Raw genomic sequence first — 17892 nt, forward strand, 5'->3', positions numbered from 1 at the left:
AGTCGGCGCAAGAGTCTGCGGCATTCGTCTTGTCGGATTCCGTACTTCGCACGGCGGCCGAGCATACGGCGGCTCGGATCGCCGACAGCGGGGCGCGGAGCTCCGACGTTCGGTATCCACACGGGTCGGTCACGGAACGCGAGACGGCCCGCGCGAGAACGCACGGGCCGTCTCAGCCGTTCGCTGCGGCGGACTACTTGGCGGCGGGCTGCCCCTCCGCCGCGACGGCGTCGGAGATCGCCTGCTGCAGACGCTTCTGGGCTTCGCCGTATGCGGTCCAGTCGCCGGACTTGAGAGCGGCCTGGCTGTCGCTGAGCGCCTGGTTCGCGCGCTGCAGCGCCTCCTGCAGGGCCGTGTTGCCTGCCGCGGAGCCGCCGGTCCCTCCCCCGGTCTGCTCGCCGCCGCCGGTGGTCCCGCCGCCGGTCTGACCGCCGGTTCCACCACCCTCGGTCGGCACGTTGTTGTCACCGGCCGTCGCACCCGAGTCGCCGCCGAAGAGCGCATCCAGCGCCTGATCCAGGGTGTCCTCGAACTCGATCTTGTCGCCGAAAGCGACGAGCACCTTCTGCAGCAGCGGGTAGCTGGTCTCCCCCGACGACCGGACGTAGACCGGCTGCACGTAGAGCAGGCCGCCACCGACCGGCAGGGTCAGCAGGTTGCCGTTGATGACCTCCGATTTCCCCTGGCGCAGCAGGTTCAGCTGCTGCGAGACGGTCGGATCGGAGTCGAACTGGTTCTGCATCTGTCCGGGACCCGGGATGGTGTCGCTCGACGGCAGCTGGAGGAGTCTCAGCTTGCCGTAGCCGGACGAGACCTTCCCCTTCGTGTCGCCGGCATCCGCATCCACCGCCAGATAGCCCTTGAGCACCGACCTGCTCGACTCGCTCGTGCCCGCCGGGATGAAGGTCGAGTACAGCGAGAACGCCGGGGCGTCCTGACCGGGCATCTTCATCGTCAGGTAGTACGGCGGCTGCAAGGCCGGGTTGCTCGACGGCGAGGTCGGGTCGTTCGGCGTCGTCCAGGCGTCCTCGCGGGAGTAGAACGAGCCGGCGTCGTCGACGTGGTACTGGCCGAGCACCGACCGCTGCACCTTGAACAGGTCGGACGGGTAGCGCACGTGGCTCATCAGCTGCGCGCTCATGTCGCTCACCGGCTTGACGGTGGTCGGGAAGACCTTCTCCCACGTCTTGAGCACAGGGTCCGTGGTGTCCCAGGCGTACAGCGTGACCGAGCCGTCGTAGGCGTCGACCGTGGCCTTCACCGAGTTGCGGATGTAGTTGATGTCGTCGAACGCGTATGCGGGCTTCGGGGTGTCCTTGTCCGCCGTCGCGTCGCTGAGGCTGCCGACGTGCGAGTACGGGAACTGGTCGCTCGTCGTGTAGCCGTCGACGATCCACTTGACGCGCCCGTCCACGACCGCCGGGTAGGCCTGCGTGTCGAGGGTGAGGTACGGGGCGACCTTCTGCACGCGCTTGATCGGGTCGCGGTCGTAGAGGATCTGCGAGTTGCTGTTGACCGCGTCCGAAAGCACGATCTGCTCGTCCTGGAACTTCAGCGCGTACACCAGCCGCTTGAAGATGTTGTCGAGCTTCGGGCCGCCGTTGCCGCTGAACGTCGTGTAGGTCTGCTGCGCGCCGTCCGAGCCGCCGGGGTAGTCGAGCTCGACCGCCTTCCCGCCCTTCGGGCCGCCGACGATCGAGTAGGTCGGCGACTGCTCGCCGAAGTAGATGCGGGGCTGGTACGTGCCCAGCGTCCCGGTGGTCGGGATGCCGGACTCCATGAAGACCGGCTGGCCGTCGGGAGAGCGCTGGTTGCCGTAGGCGGCGACCAGTCCGTAGCCGTGCGTGTAGACGATGGTGTCGTTGAACCAGTTGCGCGTGCCGCCGAGACCGGACTGCTGCAGCTCGCGGACGGCGACCACCGCATCCTGCTGGGTGCCACCGACCTCGTAGCGGTCCACGTTCAGCTTCTCGGGGAAGGCGTAGTACTGCCGGAACTGCTGCAGCTGGCGGAACGACGGGCTGACGACGGCAGGGTCGAGGATGCGGATCTGCGCGGTGGTCTGGGCGTCCTGACGGAGCGCGCCCTGCTCGGCGGTGGTCTTCGCGTTGTAGGGGATGGTCTCGATGTCGCTGAGCCCGTAGGCCTCGCGGGTGTAGTCGATCCCCTTCTGAACGTACGGCGACTCCAGCGTCTTCTGGCTGGGGTCGACCTGGAACCGCTGGACAACCCACGGCACGATCGCACCGACCACCAGGGCGGCGACGATGAGAAGCGCGGTACCGACCATCGGGAACCGCCAGCGGCCGATGAAGGCGGTCAGCACGAACAGGATGGCGACGAAGACCGCCGCTCCTGCGAGGATCGCGCGCCCGGGGATCGTGGCGTTCACGTCGGTGTACGCCGCGCCGTTGATCATGTCGTTGACGTTGGAGTCGGTCACCGTGGCGTAGCGGTCGAGCCAGATGCTGACGCCCTGCAGCAGGAGGTACAGCGCGGCGATCACCGAGATCTGGACGCGCGCCGCACGCGAGATGCGCACCTCGCGGCCGCTGACCCGGATCGAGCCGTACAGGTAGGTGGTGGCGAGGGTCGCCAGCAGGGAGATCAGGACGACCGCGGAGGCGAAGCCGACCGCGCTGCGGTAGAACGGCAGCGCGAAGAGGTAGAAGCCGATGTCGAGGTGGAACAGCGGATCGGTCTTGCCGTAGGCGGTGCCGTTCAGCCAGAGCGCCGCCGTCTGCCAGCGGCTCGCCGTCGAGACCCCGGCGAAGATGCCGAAGACGATCGGGATGCCGTACATCGCGAGACGACGCAGCGGCTCGATGACCTGCTGGTAGCGGTCGAGCTGCGAGTTGAGCTTGGCGTAGACCGGCCGCAGCCGGTAGGCGAGCTGGATGGACAGCCAGAGCGGAAGCGCCATCCCGAAGAAGCCGATGAAGAACATGGCGATGCCCGCGAACCACTGGGTGGTGAGCACCTGGAGGTAGCCGACCTGGTCGTACCAGAGGATGTCGGCGTACAGCCCTGCGAAGACGAAGAACAGGATGACCACCGCGACGATCACCCCGAGAGTGATCCAGATGGCCGCGCGCCGGCGGCCTGCGGGTCGAGCTGCTGCTGTTGAACTCACGTATGGCCTTCTTGGTCTCGCGTGGCGGGGATGTGACCCATCCTAGGCAAGAGACGCTTGGAGAACGCTGCTACGCGACCATGCACTCACCGGGCGGGGCAAGTGGCGAGGCCGGACATGCTCGATCCCTCGCGCACGGCCTTCAGCACTTTGAGCGAGTCGTCCAGCGTCTTCACGGCGAACACGCGCAGTCCGGCCGGAATGTGGCCGCTGACCTCGTCGCAGTTCGCGGCGGGCGCGAGGAAGTAGTCGGCCTTCCCGTCGTCGCGCGCGGCGTACATCTTCTGCCGGATCCCGCCGATCGGACCGATCTCGCCCGTGTTGTCGATCGTTCCCGTCCCGGCGATGCGCTTGCCGCCGTTGAGAGGGCCGGGCGTCAGCTTGTCGATGATCCCGAGCGCGAACATCTGGCCGGCGCTCGGGCCGCCCACATCGTTGAGCTGGATCTTCACGTCGAACGGGAAGGTATAGTCCATCCCGGCGCCGATGCCGAGGACCACCTGACCCTGCGACTCGGTCGGGGTGATCGAGACCGTCATCGCCGCGCCGTCGCGCACGATCCCGAGTTCGGCGGGCTTGGACGTCCCGTTCTTCTTCACCGCGGCGCGGAGCTCGTCGACGCTGGAGATCTTCTCCCCGTTGACGGAGACGATCTCGTCCCCCACCTTCAGGACCCCGGCGGCGGGAGTGTCCTTGATCAGCTGCTTCACGGCAACGCTCTCGGGGAAGGTGTAGCCGAGCTCGTTGAGCGCCGCTGCAATAGCATCCTGCTGCGAGTCGACCATGAGCGCGGCGTTCTCGGCGTTCGACTGCTCGGTGGTCGTGCCGGGCGGGAACACGGACTCCAAGGGCAGCACGGCCTTGCTCGGCTGGAACCAGGCGCCGGCGATCTCGAGCCACGACGGGCGCTGCTCCGGGTTGCCGACGACCGAGACGGTGAGCAGATCGAGCGACCCGGAGGTGGGGTACGTCTTCTTGTCCGGGATGCTGATGAGCTCCTTGGCGTCGCCGCTGCCCTTCGCGCCCACCTGCTCGTCGGTTCCGAGCGTGTTGTAGACGGGTCCGGGCTGCTCGATGACGAACGGCGCAGGAACGAGCGCGAGCACCAGCGCGAGGACGGCGGCGATGGCGATGGCGACCCATCCGACGATGACGCGGCGGGGCGGTGCGACGCGGGCGCGCTCCTCGGCGGGCAGCGTCGGGTCCTCGTCGCTGAACAGCGTCACGGGGGCGTCCTCTCGTCAGGTGGTCCGGCGGCGGCGAACGCCCTTCCGGTCGTGTTCGCCACAGGCGCACGGTCCGGATGCGAGCATAGGGCAATTCCCACCCGGCACCCCGGCGCCAGCGGCTAGCGTAGATGACAAGCCTGAAGCCGAGCCCGACGGCTGCTCACCGGACGGCCGGCACACTTCGAGGAGTAGGGAACGACGATGGCCGACGACCAGAACGAGGAGCGGGACGACGACGAGTTCCGCGACATGCTGAACCAGTTCCTGTCGGGGAACGGCGCATCGATCGACCCGAGCCGCCTCGCCGGCGCTGCGGGCCTCCCGAACGACCCCGCCAGCATCCAGGCCCTGCTCGGACAGCTGCAGAACGCGCTGATGAATCCGGGCGGCGGCATCAACTGGGACATCGCCGAGCAGCAGGCGCGCCAGCTCGCCGCCGAGGGCGCTCACGCGGTCACTCCCGCCGAGCGCGCCTCCCTCGACCAGGCCTTCCACGTCGCCGCCCTCTGGCTCGACCAGGCGACCGGGGTCGCCGGACTCAGCGCGACGCCCGAGCTGATCGGGCGCGCGGAGTGGGCGCGGCAGACCATGCCGCTCTGGACCCAGCTGGCCGAGCCGGTCGCGCTCAGCATCTCGGACGCACTCACCCGCGTGCTCGCCGAGCAGGCGCCGGAGGAGATGCAGGCCATGCTGGCGAACGCCGGACAGGTCATGCGCTCCATCGGCGGCGCGCTGTTCGCCATGCAGCTCGGTCAGGTGGTCGGCCAGCTCTCCAAGGAGGTCGTCTCCGGAGGCGACATCGGCATCCCGCTGCTGCCCGACGGCACGGCCGCGCTGCTCCCCCAGAACGTGGCGGAGTTCGGCGACGGCCTCGACATCCCCGACGACCAGATCCAGCTGTACCTGGCGGTGCGCGAGCTCGCGCACGCCCGGCTGTTCCGGCACGCCAAGTGGCTGCGCCTGCAGCTGATCACGCAGATCACCGCGTTCGCCAAGGGCATCACCATCGACACCGACGCTCTGGAGTCGCTGGCCGAGAACTTCGACCCGTCGAACCCCGACGAGCTGCGCGAGGCGATGGTCAGCGGCCGGCTGATCCCGCCGCGCACGGAGGAGCAGCAGGAGGCGCTCGCGCGCCTCGAGACCGTGCTCGCGCTGGTCGAGGGCTGGGTGGACGTCGTCACCGCCAATGCAACGCGCCTGCTCCCCCGCGCGGACGCGATCGCCGAGACGGTCCGCCGTCGCCGCGCGTCGGGCGGACCGGCGGAGTCGGCCTTCTCGACACTCGTCGGCCTGGAGCTGCGCCCGCGCCGGCTGCGCGACGCCGCCGCGATGTGGCAGGCCGTGACCGATGCGGTCGGCATGGACGCCCGCGACGACCTGTGGTCGCATCCCGACCTCCTTCCGCAGTCGTCGGACCTCGACGACCCGTCCGCGCTGGTCGCGCGCCTCACCGCGACCGCGACCGGTCAGCAGCCCGAGCAGGACGCGCTCGACCAGGCCATCGAGGACCTCCTCCGCGACGACCGGGAGCGGCCGACCGAGGGCTGACCTGTGGATGACCGGGGCTCGTCGTCGGCGGCTGTGGACAACCGCTGACACGACCTCGGCGTCCGGCAGGATGCGGGGATGACCCTCGCACTCGACCCCCGCATCCAACGCGTCTGGCGCACTCCGGACAGCCTCCAGTTCGGTGTGGAGCGCCCCGTGCTCGTGCTCGACGGGATCAGCGCGGCAGAGGAGCGCATGATCGCCGCGCTGGTCTGCGGGATCACCCGGGAGGGCCTGCAGCTGCTCGCGGAGCGGGCCGGCGCGCCGCCCGGAGCGGTGGCGAGGCTGCTGGAGCGCGTCGCACCGGTGCTCGGCCGGCCGCGCGGGTCGCAGGCAGCGGAGGAACGTGATCGGGACGCGCCGCCCCTCGTCGTGCTCGACGCGGCCGGACCGACGGCGACGGCCCTCGCCCGCATGCTGACCGATGCGGGCGCCGAGGTGCGCGGCGGCCTCGCCTGGGACGACGCGGTCGTCGATCGCGCGGAAGCCGCGGTCGTCCTCGGCTCGTACGCGATCGAACCGCAGCGCTCTGCGCGCTGGCTCCGCCGCGACATCCCTCACCTGCCGGTCGTGTTCGGCGATGCCGGGATCACGGTCGGACCGTTCGTGCGTCCCGGCGCCGGCCCGTGCCTGCGCTGCGTCGACCTGCACCGCACCGACGCCGACCCGGCCTGGCCGGCGATGGCCACCCAGCTGCACACGCTGCCGCCACGCGGCGAGGACGCGATCGTGTCGGCCCTCGTCGCCGCCCGGGCCGCCACGCTGGTGCTGGCGGGAATCGCCTCCGCGCGCGGACGGACCGCGCCGTCGCCGCCTGCCGGGGCGAGCTGGCGGCTGCCCTCAGGCAGCGGAGACTGGGTCAGCGGCGCGTGGGATCCGCACCCCGCCTGCGGGTGTCTCGGCCTTCCGCCGTGACGGCGGCGGGGCGCAGCTCCGCCAGGAAGCGCGAGGGCTGCCGAAGCGACGGGCGGCCCGGCTGGTTTCCGCGCGCCGCCCAGCTGAGGTGCAGGGAGCGCCGCGCCCGGGTGATGCCGACGTAGAGCAGGCGGCGCTCCTCGTCGATCTGCTCGAACGTGCTCGCGTAGCTGATCGGGACGAGTCCCTCGCTGAGTCCGATCAGGTAGACCGACGGCCATTCCAGGCCCTTCGCCGCATGCAGGGTGGCCAGGGTCACCGCCGACATCGTCGGCTCGTGCTGACCGGCCTGCCGGGCGAGCAGCTCGTCGGTGAACCCGCGCAGGGTCTGCTCGGGAGGCTGCTCGTCCACCAGGCCCATGATGGCGTTCAGCGACTCCCAGCGCTCGCGGACCGCACCGCGCGCCTCGGGCGGCTGTACCGACCAGCCGAGCGAGCGCAGCACGTCGCTGACCGACTTGAACAGCGGGTCATCGGTGGCCGCGAGGCTGGCGGCGCGCAGCGACATGACGGCCTGGCGCACCTCCGGAAGGTCGAAGAACCGCTTCGATCCGCGGATCTGGTAGCTGATGCCCAGATCGCCGAGCGCCTGCTCGAGCACGGCCGCCTGCACGTTGACGCGGTACAGCACGGCGATGTGCTCCGGCCGGGCGCCGGCGGCCAGCTCCGCGGCGATGCGTCCGGCGACGGCGCGGGCCTCGGCCCGGTCGTCCTCGAAGGCGGCGGGCTCGCTGATGGGTTCGCCGGCCGGCGTGCCCCCCGCGACCTCGGCCGGGCGCAGGGTGAGTGCGCCCGACCGGCCGCGCATCAGCCGGTTCGCCGTGTCGATGACGGCGGGGGTGGATCGGTAGTTCTGCTCCAGCCGGACGACGGTGGCGCCCGGATGCTCCCTCTCGAAGCCGAGCAGATACTCGCTGCGCGCGCCCGCGAACGAGTAGATCGTCTGGCTCGCGTCGCCGACTACGCACAGATCCCGCCGGGTGCCCAGCCACAGGCTGAGCAGCTGATGCTGCAGCGGGGAGACGTCCTGGAACTCGTCGACCACGAAGAAGCGGTACTGCTCGCGCACCTGGAGAGCCACCGCCGGCTCCGACTCGATCATCCCGGCGCAGGCGAGCAGCACATCCTCGAAGTCGATCTGCTTGCGCTCGTCCTTGAGGTCCTCGTACGACTGCAGCAGAGCGGCGACCTGGTCGGCCGTCAACGACCCCGGCGTCGGCCGTCCGGCGGACGTGTACTGCTCGATGCTCAGGCCGGAGACCTTGCGCCACTCGATCTCCGCGGCGACGTCGCGCAGCGTGGCCGTGTCGACCCTCAGCCGCAGCCGCTCGGCGGCATGACCGAGGATGCGCCCCTTGCCGTCGAGCACGGAGGGCAGCTGGCCGCCGACGACCTGGGGCCAGAAGTAGTTCAGCTGCGCGAGCGCCGCCGAATGGAAGGTGCGCGCGGCCACTCCCCCGGCGCCGAGCTGCCGCAGCCGGCCCCGGAGCTCGGCGGCAGCGCGCGCGGTGAACGTCAACGCCATCACGCGCCCGGGCGCATACGCCCCGGAGGCGACACCGTAGGCGATGCGGTGCGTGATCGCCCGGGTCTTCCCCGTGCCGGCTCCGGCGAGGATGCACACCGGGCCGAACAGGGCCTCCGCCGCCACCCGCTGCTGCGCATCCAGCCCGGCCAGCAGGGCGTCCGGGCCGGAGAGCGCGGTGCTCACGGCGCCGGCGGCTCGTCGAGCGGGCCGCCGTACCAGTCCTCGATCAGGGCGCGCGCGATGGACGACCGCCCCGGCAGGATGATCTGCTCGCGCGCCGCCCACAGCTCCTCCCGGGTGAACCAGCGGAGGTCGAGGATCTCCTCGCCGTCCGGGTCGAGGGCTCCCGCCGCCTGGTCGTCCGCCAGCCGCGCCGTCATACCGACCATGACCGACGCCGGGAACGGCCAGGGCTGCGACCCCTTGTAGCGGGCGTCGACGACCCGGACCCCCGCCTCCTCGAACATCTCGCGCTCCACCGCCGCCTCGAACGACTCGCCCGGCTCGACGAAGCCGGCGAGCAGCGAGTAACGGGAGTTCTCCCACATCGCGTTGGAGCCGAGCAGCAGGCGGTCGTCCGCATCCAGCACCGTCACGATGACCGCCGGGTCGGTGCGCGGGAAAACCTCGGAGCCATCCTCCAGGCAGCGCCGCACCCAGCCGGCCTGCTCCACCACCGTCGGCGAACCGCAGCGCGGGCAGTGCGTGTGGGTCGCGTGCCAGTTCGCCATCGCGAGCGCCTCGGTGAAGAGGCCCGCGTCGCGGTCGCTCAGCGCCGTCGCGACCGTCCGGAGGTTGCCCCAGCGCGCCTCGTCCGGCTCCAGTTCCTGGGCCGCGGCGTCGGTCAGCACCTGCAGCACGACGGCCGTGCCTGCCGGCTCCGCCGCCGAGGCGACCGTCGTGCGGCCGAGGTACACCCGGATGAGCGCGGAAGTGACCCGGTCCACCGGCAGCAGCTCCAGCTCGGCCGGACCGGCGTCCGGAGCCGACCAGCCGTCGGCTGCGGGGGTCGCGGCCGCCACGCTCTCCGCGGTGAGCAGCGCCCGCCCCTTCCACAGCGCCAGCACCCGCGTCGTCGGCTCCTCCCAGAGCTCGTCGAACAGCGCCGGACGCGAGCGCGCGGCGTGGTCGCGGTCGGTCGCGTGCCGCGAGAGGGGCAGGGCGGCGAGGGGAAGGGCGGGAGTCGGGGCGGACGACATCGAGGTCCTTTCGGGGCGTGGCGGACGGCCGTCGCAGGGAGGTCCAATTAGCCTAGGTGCATGGCCAGATCCCATCTCACTCTAGCCGCGCTGGCCACCTCGGCCGTCCCCGACCTCGACGTCTCCGGCGCCCGCAGCTACACCCGGAGCGGTGCAGGCGAGTTCGACTCGGCGCTGCTGACGACGCGGGACGGCTCCACCGTCATCGTGCGGGTTCCGACGAACCAGATCGCGGAGACCGAGCAGAGCGCCGACCTCGTCGCGCTGCGCGCTCTCACGACCGGCATCCGCAGCCGTCTGCCGTTCGAGGTCCCCCGCTACCTCGGCCAGGCGCCGGTGGCCGGTACGCGCGCCGTCGTCTACGACTTCCTCCCCGGCGAGCACATCGCGGTCGAGGACGTCCCGCCGGGCGACGGCCTGGCCGGGTCCATCGGGCACGCGATCGCGGCCATCCACGCGCTCCCCACCGCCTTCGTCGGTGAGGCCGGGCTTCCCGTGATGTCGTCGGCCGAGTGCCTCACCGCGGCCGGCTCGGTGATCGAGTCGGCCGCATCCACCGGTCTCCTCCCGGTCGCGCTGCGCGACCGGTGGCGGGATGCGGCGGCCGACCACTTGATCTGGCAGTTCCAGCCGACCGTCATCAACGGCTCCCTCACGGCCGACTCCTTCCTGGTCGAGGACGACGTCGTCACGGCGGTGCTCGGCTGGTCGGCGCTGCGTGTCGGCGACCCGGCCCGCGACCTGCACTGGCTGCTGGCGATGAACCCCGACGCGACCGACGGCGCCCTCGGCGCCTACGCGTCGACCCGGCAGGTCGCCACCGACCGCCAGTTCACGCAGCGCGCCATGCTGTACGCCGAGCTCGAGGTCGCCAGGTGGCTGCTCCACGGCCGCGAGGTCCGCGACCAGACGATCGTCGACGACGCCGTGGAGATGCTCGACGGGCTCGTGGACCGCGTGCGCAGCAACTCGATGAACCCGCTCTCGACGGCCACCGGTCCCATCCTGGCGGTCGGCGACGTCGAGGCGATGCTCGACCGCACCCCGGGCGACCGGACGGACGCGGGAGGCTACGGACGCTCCGGCGGGATGAAGCCGGTGGCCGACGACCAGAGCGACGTCAGCTCCTCCTCCGCGTAGAGCCGCTCCGGTCGCACGACCGTGTCGTCCGCCACGAAGTAGAAGACGGCGTCGATCCGCTCCGGGTCGATCCCGGCGTACCGGGCGTACGCCAGCCGGTAGAGGGCGAGCTGCAGCTGCTTCCGCTCGAGGTCGTCGGCGTCCCGCGGCGCCTTGCCGGTCTTCCAGTCGACGATCTGGACGTCGTGGATGCCGTCCTCCACCGGATAGACCGCGTCCAGCTTGCAGACGACCACCTGCCCCGCGAGGGTGATGTGGATCTCCAGCTCGACCTCCGTCGGGCGGCGCCCGGCCCACTGGCTGGCCTCGAACGTCGCCCGGAGCTCCTCGAAGCGCTCGGCGTCGAGCACGTCGCCCGCGAGGTCGTCCAGCTCGGCGACGTGGGCGTCGAGCACGTCCGTCGCGCCGGCCACCGTTCCGAAGCGCTCCTCCACCCAGCGGTGGAACAGGGTGCCCAGGCGGGTCTGGCGGTACGGGCGCTCCGGCATCGGCCGGCGCAGGGTCGCGGCCACCGACGCCGGATCGGTCACGTAGTCCTTGAACCGCGACGCGGGGATGCGCGCGGGCAGCTCCACCAGGCCGGCCTCTTCCGCGCGCCGGGCGCGCTCGGCGAGCAGCAGGTCGAGGTCGCGCGCGTAGACCCCACCGTCGCCCGCGCCGCGCTCGCGTGCGCGGCGGACGGCCTCCGCCGCCGCTTCGACGCGCGTGCGGCGGGCGCCGAGGGGCTCCAGCGGCCAGGTGACGGTGGATGCGCTGAGCGCGAGCGGGTTCTCGTCCGGCTCGTCGCAGTCGGGGAAGGCGTCGGCCGGCAGCAGTCCGGCCTCCTGGAGTTCGAGCAGGTACGATCCGGGGCCACGGGGCTTGGTCTGGGTCGACCAGTAGGAGCCGGACAGCAGCAGGCGCTGCCGCGCGCGGGTCACCGCGACGTAGATCAGGCGGCGCTGCTCGTCGAGGTGCCGGGCGAGGTTCTCCTCTTCGAACGCTGCGATGGAGTCGTTGACGTCCTTCTGGGTCTCTGCGGTGCGCCAGGCGATCACCGGCAGTTCGGCCGAATCGCCGCAGAACTCGTTCGGCAGCTGCCCGAACGCCAGCCAGCCCTTCCTGCTCTGCGGCGGCCCCGGGAGTTCTCCGTCGACCAGGCGCGGCACCGCCACGACATCCCACTCGAGGCCCTTCGCCCCGTGGATGGTGAGGATCTGCACCGTGCCGGGCTCCGGCTCCTCGCTGCGCGGGGCCAGGTTGTCGCGCTGTTCCGCCTCGGCGAGCCACGACAGGAACGACCCGAGGGTCGCCTGGTCGTCCGCGGCGAGGTACGAGGCCACCTGCTCGGCGAAGGCGTCGAGGCTCGCCTGACCGAGCTGGGCCGTCTCGTTCGCCGCGACCTCGATGTCGAGCAGCAGCTCCTGCTGCACCAGCGTGACCAGGTCGAGCAGGTCGAGCCCGACGCGGGACCGCAGATGGTCGAGCCGGCGGCCCGCGTCGCGCAGCCGTGCGAGGCCGGCGGGGCTGAAGCCCTCCAGCCGGCCGTGCCCGTCCGGCGCCTCGACCACGAAGTCCAGCGCATCCACCAGGGAGGCCGACTCCTCCCCCGCGACGGAGCGGCGCAACCGGTCGCGCAGCTCGGGGTCGAGTCGCTGATGGCGGTGGTCGCGCTCGGCGAGCCAGGACGCCACGTCGCGCAGCACGGCGATGTCCTTCGGGCCGACGCGCCACTTCGCGCCGGTCAGCAGGCGGATCAGCTCGGAGCCGGCGGTGGGATCGTGCATGACCCGCAGGGCGCTCACCAGGTCGGCGATGACCGGCTGCTCCAGCAGACCGCCCAGCCCGAGCACGTGATACGGGATGCCGTGGCGGGCGAGCGCCGACGTGAACACGTCGATCTTCTTCAGCGACCGGCAGAGCATCGCCGCGCTGGCCGGGAGGCCGTCCGCGTCGCGTTCGCGGAGCCGGTCGCCGAACCAGCGCGCCACCGTCTCGGCTTCGTCGGCGACCGTCTGCTCGAACACGGCCGTCAGCTCTCCGGCGTCGGCGCCCGGGCGTGGCTGCAGGCGCTCGACGTGCACCGGCGCTTCGGCCGTCAGCGGCTCGACGAGGGTGTTCGCCGCGTCGAGCACCCGGGTCGGATTACGCCAGCTGGTGCTCAGTGCGTACTCGTCCGCTGCGCCCTCCGCCCCGGTGCGGCGGCCGGTGAAGTCGGCGGAGAACCGGCCGAGGTTGGCCGCGCTGGCTCCGCGCCAGCCGTAGATGGACTGGTGCGGGTCGCCGACCGCCATCACCGGCTGCCCGGCGAACAGCGTCGAGAGCAGGCGGGTCTGGACGACCGAGGTGTCCTGATACTCATCGAGCAGCACCACCCGGTAGCGGCGCCGGTAGTCGGCCACGACGGCAGGGAGGCGCTCGCTGATATCCAGCGCGAGGGCCACCTGGTCGGAGTACTCCACGAACCCGCGGCGGCGCTTCTCCTCGGCGAACGCGCGGGCGAGGTCCAGGAGCGGAGGAAGCGAGCCGACCGCGACGACGGCGGAACGCACGGAGGCGTACAGCTCCTTCACCCGGCCGTTGCCCGTCGGTAGCTCGGCGATGCGGCCGAACTGCCCGACCATCCGCTCGACCTCGTCGGGATCGGCGACGTTCTCGCTGAGCGCCCGGCTCAGCGTCACGACGGCGGTCGTGACCGCCTCGACGCCCCGGTCGAGCTCGACCAGGCGGTCGTCGGTGCTGGCCACGACGAGACGGCGCGCGAGCTGCCAGGCCGACGCCTCGCTGAGCACAGCAGACTCGGGCTCCCGCCCGATCAGCAGGGCGTTCTCACGGAAGATCGCGTTCGCGAACGCGTTGTAGGTGGCGACCGATGGGGCGTCGAATGGGTCGAACTCCACCTCGGTCACGCCGGAGGCGACCAGCTGCTCGATGCGTGTGCGGATGCGGCCGGCGAGCTCGCCCGCCGCCTTGCGGGTGAAAGTCAGGCCGAGGATCTCGGGCACCCGCACGTGACCGTTGGCCAGCAGCCAGACCACGCGGTTGGCCATCGTCTCGGTCTTGCCGCTGCCGGCCCCCGCCACCACGATCGCCGGCCGCAGCGGCGCCTCGATGACCGCCTGCTGCTGCGGGGTCGGGGTGGGCAGGTGGAGGGCGTCCGCGATCTCCACCGCGCTCAGCGCCCGGGTGGGACGCGGTCGCTCCTGCTCCGTCTCGGCCAGTGAGAACGCCTGCTCGACCAGGTCGAGCTCCGCCTGCTCGGTCGCCCACTCCAGGAGGCCGTCGTCGACGTGCGTCGCTTCGTCCGTCATGCTCCCCCTCCCGCGCTCACCGCAGGCACCAGGTGGATGCGGTACTCGTACGACCCGTGCGGGTCGCGTTCGCCCAGGTCGACGACACCGGCGAAGGTCGCTCCCGCCATGCCGTCCGCCGCCCGCGCGACGCGCTCGCGCAGCCGGGCGAGGCCCTCGTCGTCGACCCGGTCCTGCGCGACCTCGCGATAGCCCTTGCCCCGGACGCCCTTGGCGACGAACAGCAGCTTTGCCCCGCCGGACGGCAGGTCGGCGGCCTCGTCGACCGCTCCGTGCTCCAGGGCCAGCTGGTACGCGCCCAGCTGCGCGTGCTCCGCGGCTTCGGCCGCGGAGGGCGTGCGATTGCCGGTCTTGAGGTCGACGATCACGACCGTGCCGTCCGGCGTGCGCTCGACCCGGTCGATCGTGCCGCGGACCAGCGCGCGGCCGAGCCGCAGCTCGAAAGCTCCCTCCGAGCCGAGCAGCACGCCGCCGGCGCGCTCGAAGTCGCGGAGGTACTCCGACACGCCCGCCGTGAGCGTCCTGGTTCGCCTCCGCTCCTTCTCCTCCAGCCACGGCGACTCGAACGCCAGCTCGTCCCAGCGGCGCTCGATGCCCTGCCAGAGCCGCTCGACGCTGAGATCGCGGTCCTCGCTCGTGCTCGCCTCCTCCATCACGGCGTGCACGACGGTTCCGATGCCGGCGGCGAGGCCGCTCGGCGAGGCCGCCATCGTGTCGACGAACCAGGCGAGCGGGGACTTCTCGAACGTCTCCAGCCGGGACGGCGACACCCGGACGACCGCCTCGGGGTCGTCGAGGTCGACCAGGGGCTCGGTGGTCGACGGCTCCAGCAAGCCGTACCAGGAGGCGGGATCGGCGCCCTCCACGTCGGCGTCCGCCAGCCGCGCGAGCGCCTCGGCCGCGTCCGGCGCGCCCGTCGTCGCCAGACGGCGGCGCAGCCGGCCGACCATCCCGCGGAGGGAGAGCGGATGGGCGCCGTCGTCGGTGTCGTCGACGGCCAGCTCGGCCGCGAGCCGGAGGAACGGCGACGGCTGCTCGTCGTCGTTCGCCGTCGCGGTCAGGATCACCTGGCCGCGGGCGCGCGAGACCGCCAGCGCGAACATCCGCAGCTCGTCGCCGAGCACCTCCGCGCGCTCGTCCTCCGTCTCGGTGGCGCGGCCCTCGACCGCGTCGGCGAGGTCCTGCGGGTGCAGCAGGGAACCCCGGAGGCGCAGGTTCGGCCAGACGCTCTCCTGCAGGCCGGCGACCACGACGACCTCGAACTCGCGCCCGACGGTCGCGCTCGGCGTGCAGACCAGGACGGCGTCGCCAGCAGTGCGGGCCGCCAGGGTGTCCTCCGGGACCTCGGCGCCGAGCAGCTCGACGACGAAGTCGGAGGCCGGGCGCTCCGGAGAGCGCTCGACGAAGCGCCGGGCGGCGGTGAACAGCGCCACGACGCCGTCGAGGTGACGGTTCGCCTCGTCCGCCACGATGCCGGTCCGCGCCGAGTGCTCCAGCCACCGGGCGGCGAGACCGCTGCGCTCCCACACGTGCCAGAGCAGCTCCTCGATGGAGGCCCCGCCGGCGGCCTTCTCGCGACCCGACCGCAGCGTCTCCGCCAGCCGCCCCGCGCGGCGGGCCGGGCTCGCGTCGATCGTCGCCAGGTGGGCGGGATGCTGCAGAGCCTCCACCAGCAGCTCGTCTCCCGGCCGATTGCCGTCTCCGGCCAGCTCCTCCTGCCGGAGGGCGAGGCGCAGCCGCCGCAGGCTGACGCTGTCGAGTCCGCCGAACGGCCCGATCAGCAGCTCGGTGGCGACGGCCGGCGTCAGCTCGATCGCGCCGAGCTGCACGCCGGCGATCGTGATCAGCTGGCGGGCGGCGAAGTCGTCGCGCAGCGGCCGGCCGGCGATGCTCGTCGTCGTGGGCACCTCGGCGACGGCCAGGGCGCGGGACAGCGCGGGGACGTGGGCCCCGGAGCGTACGACGACGGCCATCGAGCTCCACGGCACGCCGTCGAGCAGATGACGCTCGCGCAGCTTGCGGGCCAGCCTCGACGCCTCGGACGGGGCGGAGACGGCCACGATCCGGACGATTTCGGGGCGGCGCTCCGACGCGTCCGTCCCGTCAGCCGCGTCCGCCGCGTCCATCCCGTCGTGGTCGCCGGATGGCTCCTCGCGCCCCGCCGAAGCCAGACGCTGCACGCCCGCCGCCGCCGTGCCGATCCGCTCCGTCACCCGCGCGGTGAGCTCCCGCAGAGCGGGCGTCTGGCGGTGCGCGGTCGTGAGCACGAAGCGCGTCACCGGAACCCCGATGCGGGCCTCCAACTGGCCGAGAGCCGTGGTCTGGGCTCCGCGGAACGTGGTGGAGGCGACGTCCGGGTCGCCGAACGCGATCACGGCGACGCCGCGCTCCGCCAGCGCCCGCAGCAGGGCCAGGGTCGCGACCGTCGCCTCCTGCAGGTCGTCGACGAACACGGCGCGCAGACCGTCGAGGGAGCTGCCTTCGGCGATGACCGTGACCGCCGAGGCGATGAGCTCGGCCGAGTCCACGAACCCGCCGCGGTAGCTGTCGACCACCAGCTGGTACTCGGCGATGAAGCGGGCGGCCGCGCGCCACTCGTCGTGGCCGGTGATCGCGCCGAGTTCGGACAGGCGGGAGGGGGTCACGCCCCGTTCGGCACACCGCGCCATGAGCTCGCGCAGCTCGGTGCGGAACCCTCGCAGCGTCCGCACCTCCTCCACGAGAGGCTCCGGCCAGACCGGACCCGTTCCGTCCTCCAGGTGGCCGCTGATCAGCTCGGCGATGATCTGGTCCTGCTCGCCGCCCGTGAGCAGGCGGGGAGGCTCCGCCCCGATCCGACGCGCCCGCTCGCCGACGAGCTGGAACGCGAGAGAGGTCGCCGTGCGGGCGAGAGGTCCCTGCGTCGGCACGCCGACGCGCAGGGCGATGCGGTCGCGGAGCGCCGTCGCCGCTGCGCGCGATGCGCTCAGGGCGAGCACCTCGTCCGTCCGGTAACCGCGGTCGAGCACGCGCTCGGCGAGCGCCTCCACCAGGGTCGTCGTCTTGCCCGTGCCGGGGGCGCCGAGCACGGCGGCGGAGGAACCGTCGGGGAGCAGCAGCACCTCCGACTGCGAGCCGTCGAGCGGTGCGCGGCCCGCGGCCGACGCGGAGGCGAGGGTGCCGGAAGGGCGCATCCGGAAGCCTCGAGCGATCATGGCTTTCACGCTATCGGCGTCCGCCGACAGAGAACGCGAGCGGGGGCCGCGAGCCGTGTGCCGTAGTCTGAACTCACACCCGCCGGTCAGACTCGAAAGGCACCTCAGTGGAGATCCGCATCGGAATCGTCAACGCCCCCCGCGAGCTCAACTTCGAGTCGTCGCAGTCGGCCGAGGAGCTGGCCGGGCAGGTGCAGACCGCTCTGGCCAGCGGCACGGGACTGCTGCAACTGACTGACGACAAGGGCCGTCTCTACCTGGTCCCGACCGCCGGCATCGCCTACGTGGAGCTCGGCACCGAGGAATCGCGCCGCATCGGCTTCGTCGGCTAACCTCCCACTCGTGGAACTGCTCTTCGTCGTCCTCGGCGGGGCCATCATCGGCCTGGCCGGACGCTATCTGCTGCCGAACCGTCACACGCACGGCTCCGTCCTGATCCCGGCCGTCGGCTTCGTCTCGTCGGCCGTGCTCTGGGTGGCGCTCACCTGGGCCGGCCTGAAGTGGGACGGCGGCTGGATCTGGTGGATCACGCTCCTCGGCACGGCGCTCATCGTCGCGGTCGCCGACCTGCTGATCGGCCGCATCCGTGCCGCGAACGACGAACGGATGCTGCACGCGCTCGCGAAGGGCGCCGTCGCCCGCTGACGCTGCCGACCCGCTAGCGATTTCGTGCCGAATGGCGCGATTTCGTGCCGAACGGTGCGAATTCGTGC

The 17892-nt window shown here is 72.0% G+C and carries 11 protein-coding genes; 5 read left to right on the forward strand and 6 right to left on the reverse strand.

What is annotated here, in order from left to right; genetic code table 11:
* Positions 1-193: 193 nt before the first annotated feature.
* A complete protein-coding gene (locus BLW09_RS10775) occupies positions 194-3133 on the reverse strand; it encodes a UPF0182 family membrane protein (RefSeq protein WP_231946791.1) in 2940 nt (979 codons plus the stop codon).
* 86 nt (positions 3134-3219) lie between these two features.
* On the reverse strand, positions 3220-4359 hold the full coding sequence (locus BLW09_RS10780) for a YlbL family protein (protein WP_089912228.1): 1140 nt from the start codon (positions 4357-4359) through the stop codon (positions 3220-3222).
* 204 nt (positions 4360-4563) lie between these two features.
* Here BLW09_RS10780 and BLW09_RS10785 point away from each other — a divergent pair, with 204 nt between their 5' ends.
* Together BLW09_RS10785 and BLW09_RS10790 are read left to right on the forward strand one after the other, a co-directional pair.
* Positions 4564-5913 carry a zinc-dependent metalloprotease gene (locus BLW09_RS10785; RefSeq protein WP_089912231.1) on the forward strand — a complete coding sequence of 450 codons (1350 nt, stop codon included), beginning with the start codon at positions 4564-4566 and terminating at the stop codon, positions 5911-5913.
* Between the two features lie 78 nt (positions 5914-5991).
* Positions 5992-6828 carry a hypothetical protein gene (locus tag BLW09_RS10790; RefSeq protein ID WP_089912234.1) on the forward strand — a complete coding sequence of 279 codons (837 nt, stop codon included), beginning with the start codon at positions 5992-5994 and terminating at the stop codon, positions 6826-6828.
* On the opposite strand, the gene BLW09_RS10795 is transcribed toward BLW09_RS10790, so the two are convergent.
* The gene (locus BLW09_RS10795; RefSeq protein WP_089912238.1) at positions 6773-8539 is read right to left on the reverse strand and encodes an ATP-dependent helicase; all 1767 of its coding nucleotides are present in this window, start codon (positions 8537-8539) and stop codon (positions 6773-6775) included. The genes BLW09_RS10790 and BLW09_RS10795 overlap by 56 nt on opposite strands.
* Complete coding sequence (gene nudC, locus BLW09_RS10800; protein WP_089912242.1) at positions 8536-9555, reverse strand: NAD(+) diphosphatase; 1020 nt, start codon at positions 9553-9555, stop codon at positions 8536-8538. The genes BLW09_RS10795 and nudC overlap by 4 nt, the downstream gene beginning before the upstream one ends.
* Positions 9556-9615: 60 nt before the next feature.
* On the opposite strand from nudC, the gene BLW09_RS10805 reads away from it, so the two are divergent.
* Positions 9616-10695: a phosphotransferase gene (locus tag BLW09_RS10805; RefSeq protein ID WP_089912245.1), complete on the forward strand. Its 1080-nt coding sequence runs from the start codon at positions 9616-9618 to the stop codon at positions 10693-10695.
* Here the strand turns inward: BLW09_RS10805 and BLW09_RS10810 are convergent.
* Both BLW09_RS10810 and BLW09_RS10815 read right to left on the reverse strand, forming a co-directional pair.
* Complete coding sequence (locus tag BLW09_RS10810) at positions 10626-13985, reverse strand: ATP-dependent DNA helicase (protein WP_089912248.1); 3360 nt, start codon at positions 13983-13985, stop codon at positions 10626-10628. The two genes, BLW09_RS10805 and BLW09_RS10810, sit on opposite strands and share 70 nt — an antisense overlap.
* Positions 13982-17179 (reverse strand): UrvD/REP family ATP-dependent DNA helicase, encoded by a 3198-nt coding sequence (locus BLW09_RS10815; protein WP_089912251.1) that lies wholly within the window; start codon positions 17177-17179, stop codon positions 13982-13984. The genes BLW09_RS10810 and BLW09_RS10815 overlap by 4 nt, the downstream gene beginning before the upstream one ends.
* 107 nt (positions 17180-17286) lie before the next feature.
* Between BLW09_RS10815 and BLW09_RS10820 the strand changes: the two genes are divergently transcribed.
* Positions 17287-17511: a DUF3107 domain-containing protein gene (locus BLW09_RS10820; RefSeq protein WP_089912254.1), complete on the forward strand. Its 225-nt coding sequence runs from the start codon at positions 17287-17289 to the stop codon at positions 17509-17511.
* 10 nt (positions 17512-17521) lie between these two features.
* The gene (locus tag BLW09_RS10825; RefSeq protein WP_089912257.1) at positions 17522-17824 is read left to right on the forward strand and encodes a hypothetical protein; all 303 of its coding nucleotides are present in this window, start codon (positions 17522-17524) and stop codon (positions 17822-17824) included.
* The last annotated feature ends 68 nt before the right edge of the window (positions 17825-17892 follow it).

This window comes from Leifsonia sp. 21MFCrub1.1, assembly GCF_900107895.1.
In the GTDB taxonomy this organism is placed as follows: domain Bacteria; phylum Actinomycetota; class Actinomycetes; order Actinomycetales; family Microbacteriaceae; genus Leifsonia; species Leifsonia soli.

Bases quoted from the DNA above. Each gene is read 5' to 3' on its own strand.
- BLW09_RS10785 (WP_089912231.1), top strand. From the start codon at position 4,564: ATGGCCGACGACCAGAACGAGGAGCGGGACGACGACGAGTTCCGCGAC.
- BLW09_RS10790 (WP_089912234.1), top strand. From the start codon at position 5,992: ATGACCCTCGCACTCGACCCCCGCATCCAACGCGTCTGGCGCACTCCG.
- nudC (WP_089912242.1), bottom strand. From the start codon at position 9,555: ATGTCGTCCGCCCCGACTCCCGCCCTTCCCCTCGCCGCCCTGCCCCTC.
- BLW09_RS10805 (WP_089912245.1), top strand. From the start codon at position 9,616: ATGGCCAGATCCCATCTCACTCTAGCCGCGCTGGCCACCTCGGCCGTC.
- BLW09_RS10810 (WP_089912248.1), bottom strand. From the start codon at position 13,985: ATGACGGACGAAGCGACGCACGTCGACGACGGCCTCCTGGAGTGGGCG.
- BLW09_RS10815 (WP_089912251.1), bottom strand. From the start codon at position 17,179: ATGATCGCTCGAGGCTTCCGGATGCGCCCTTCCGGCACCCTCGCCTCC.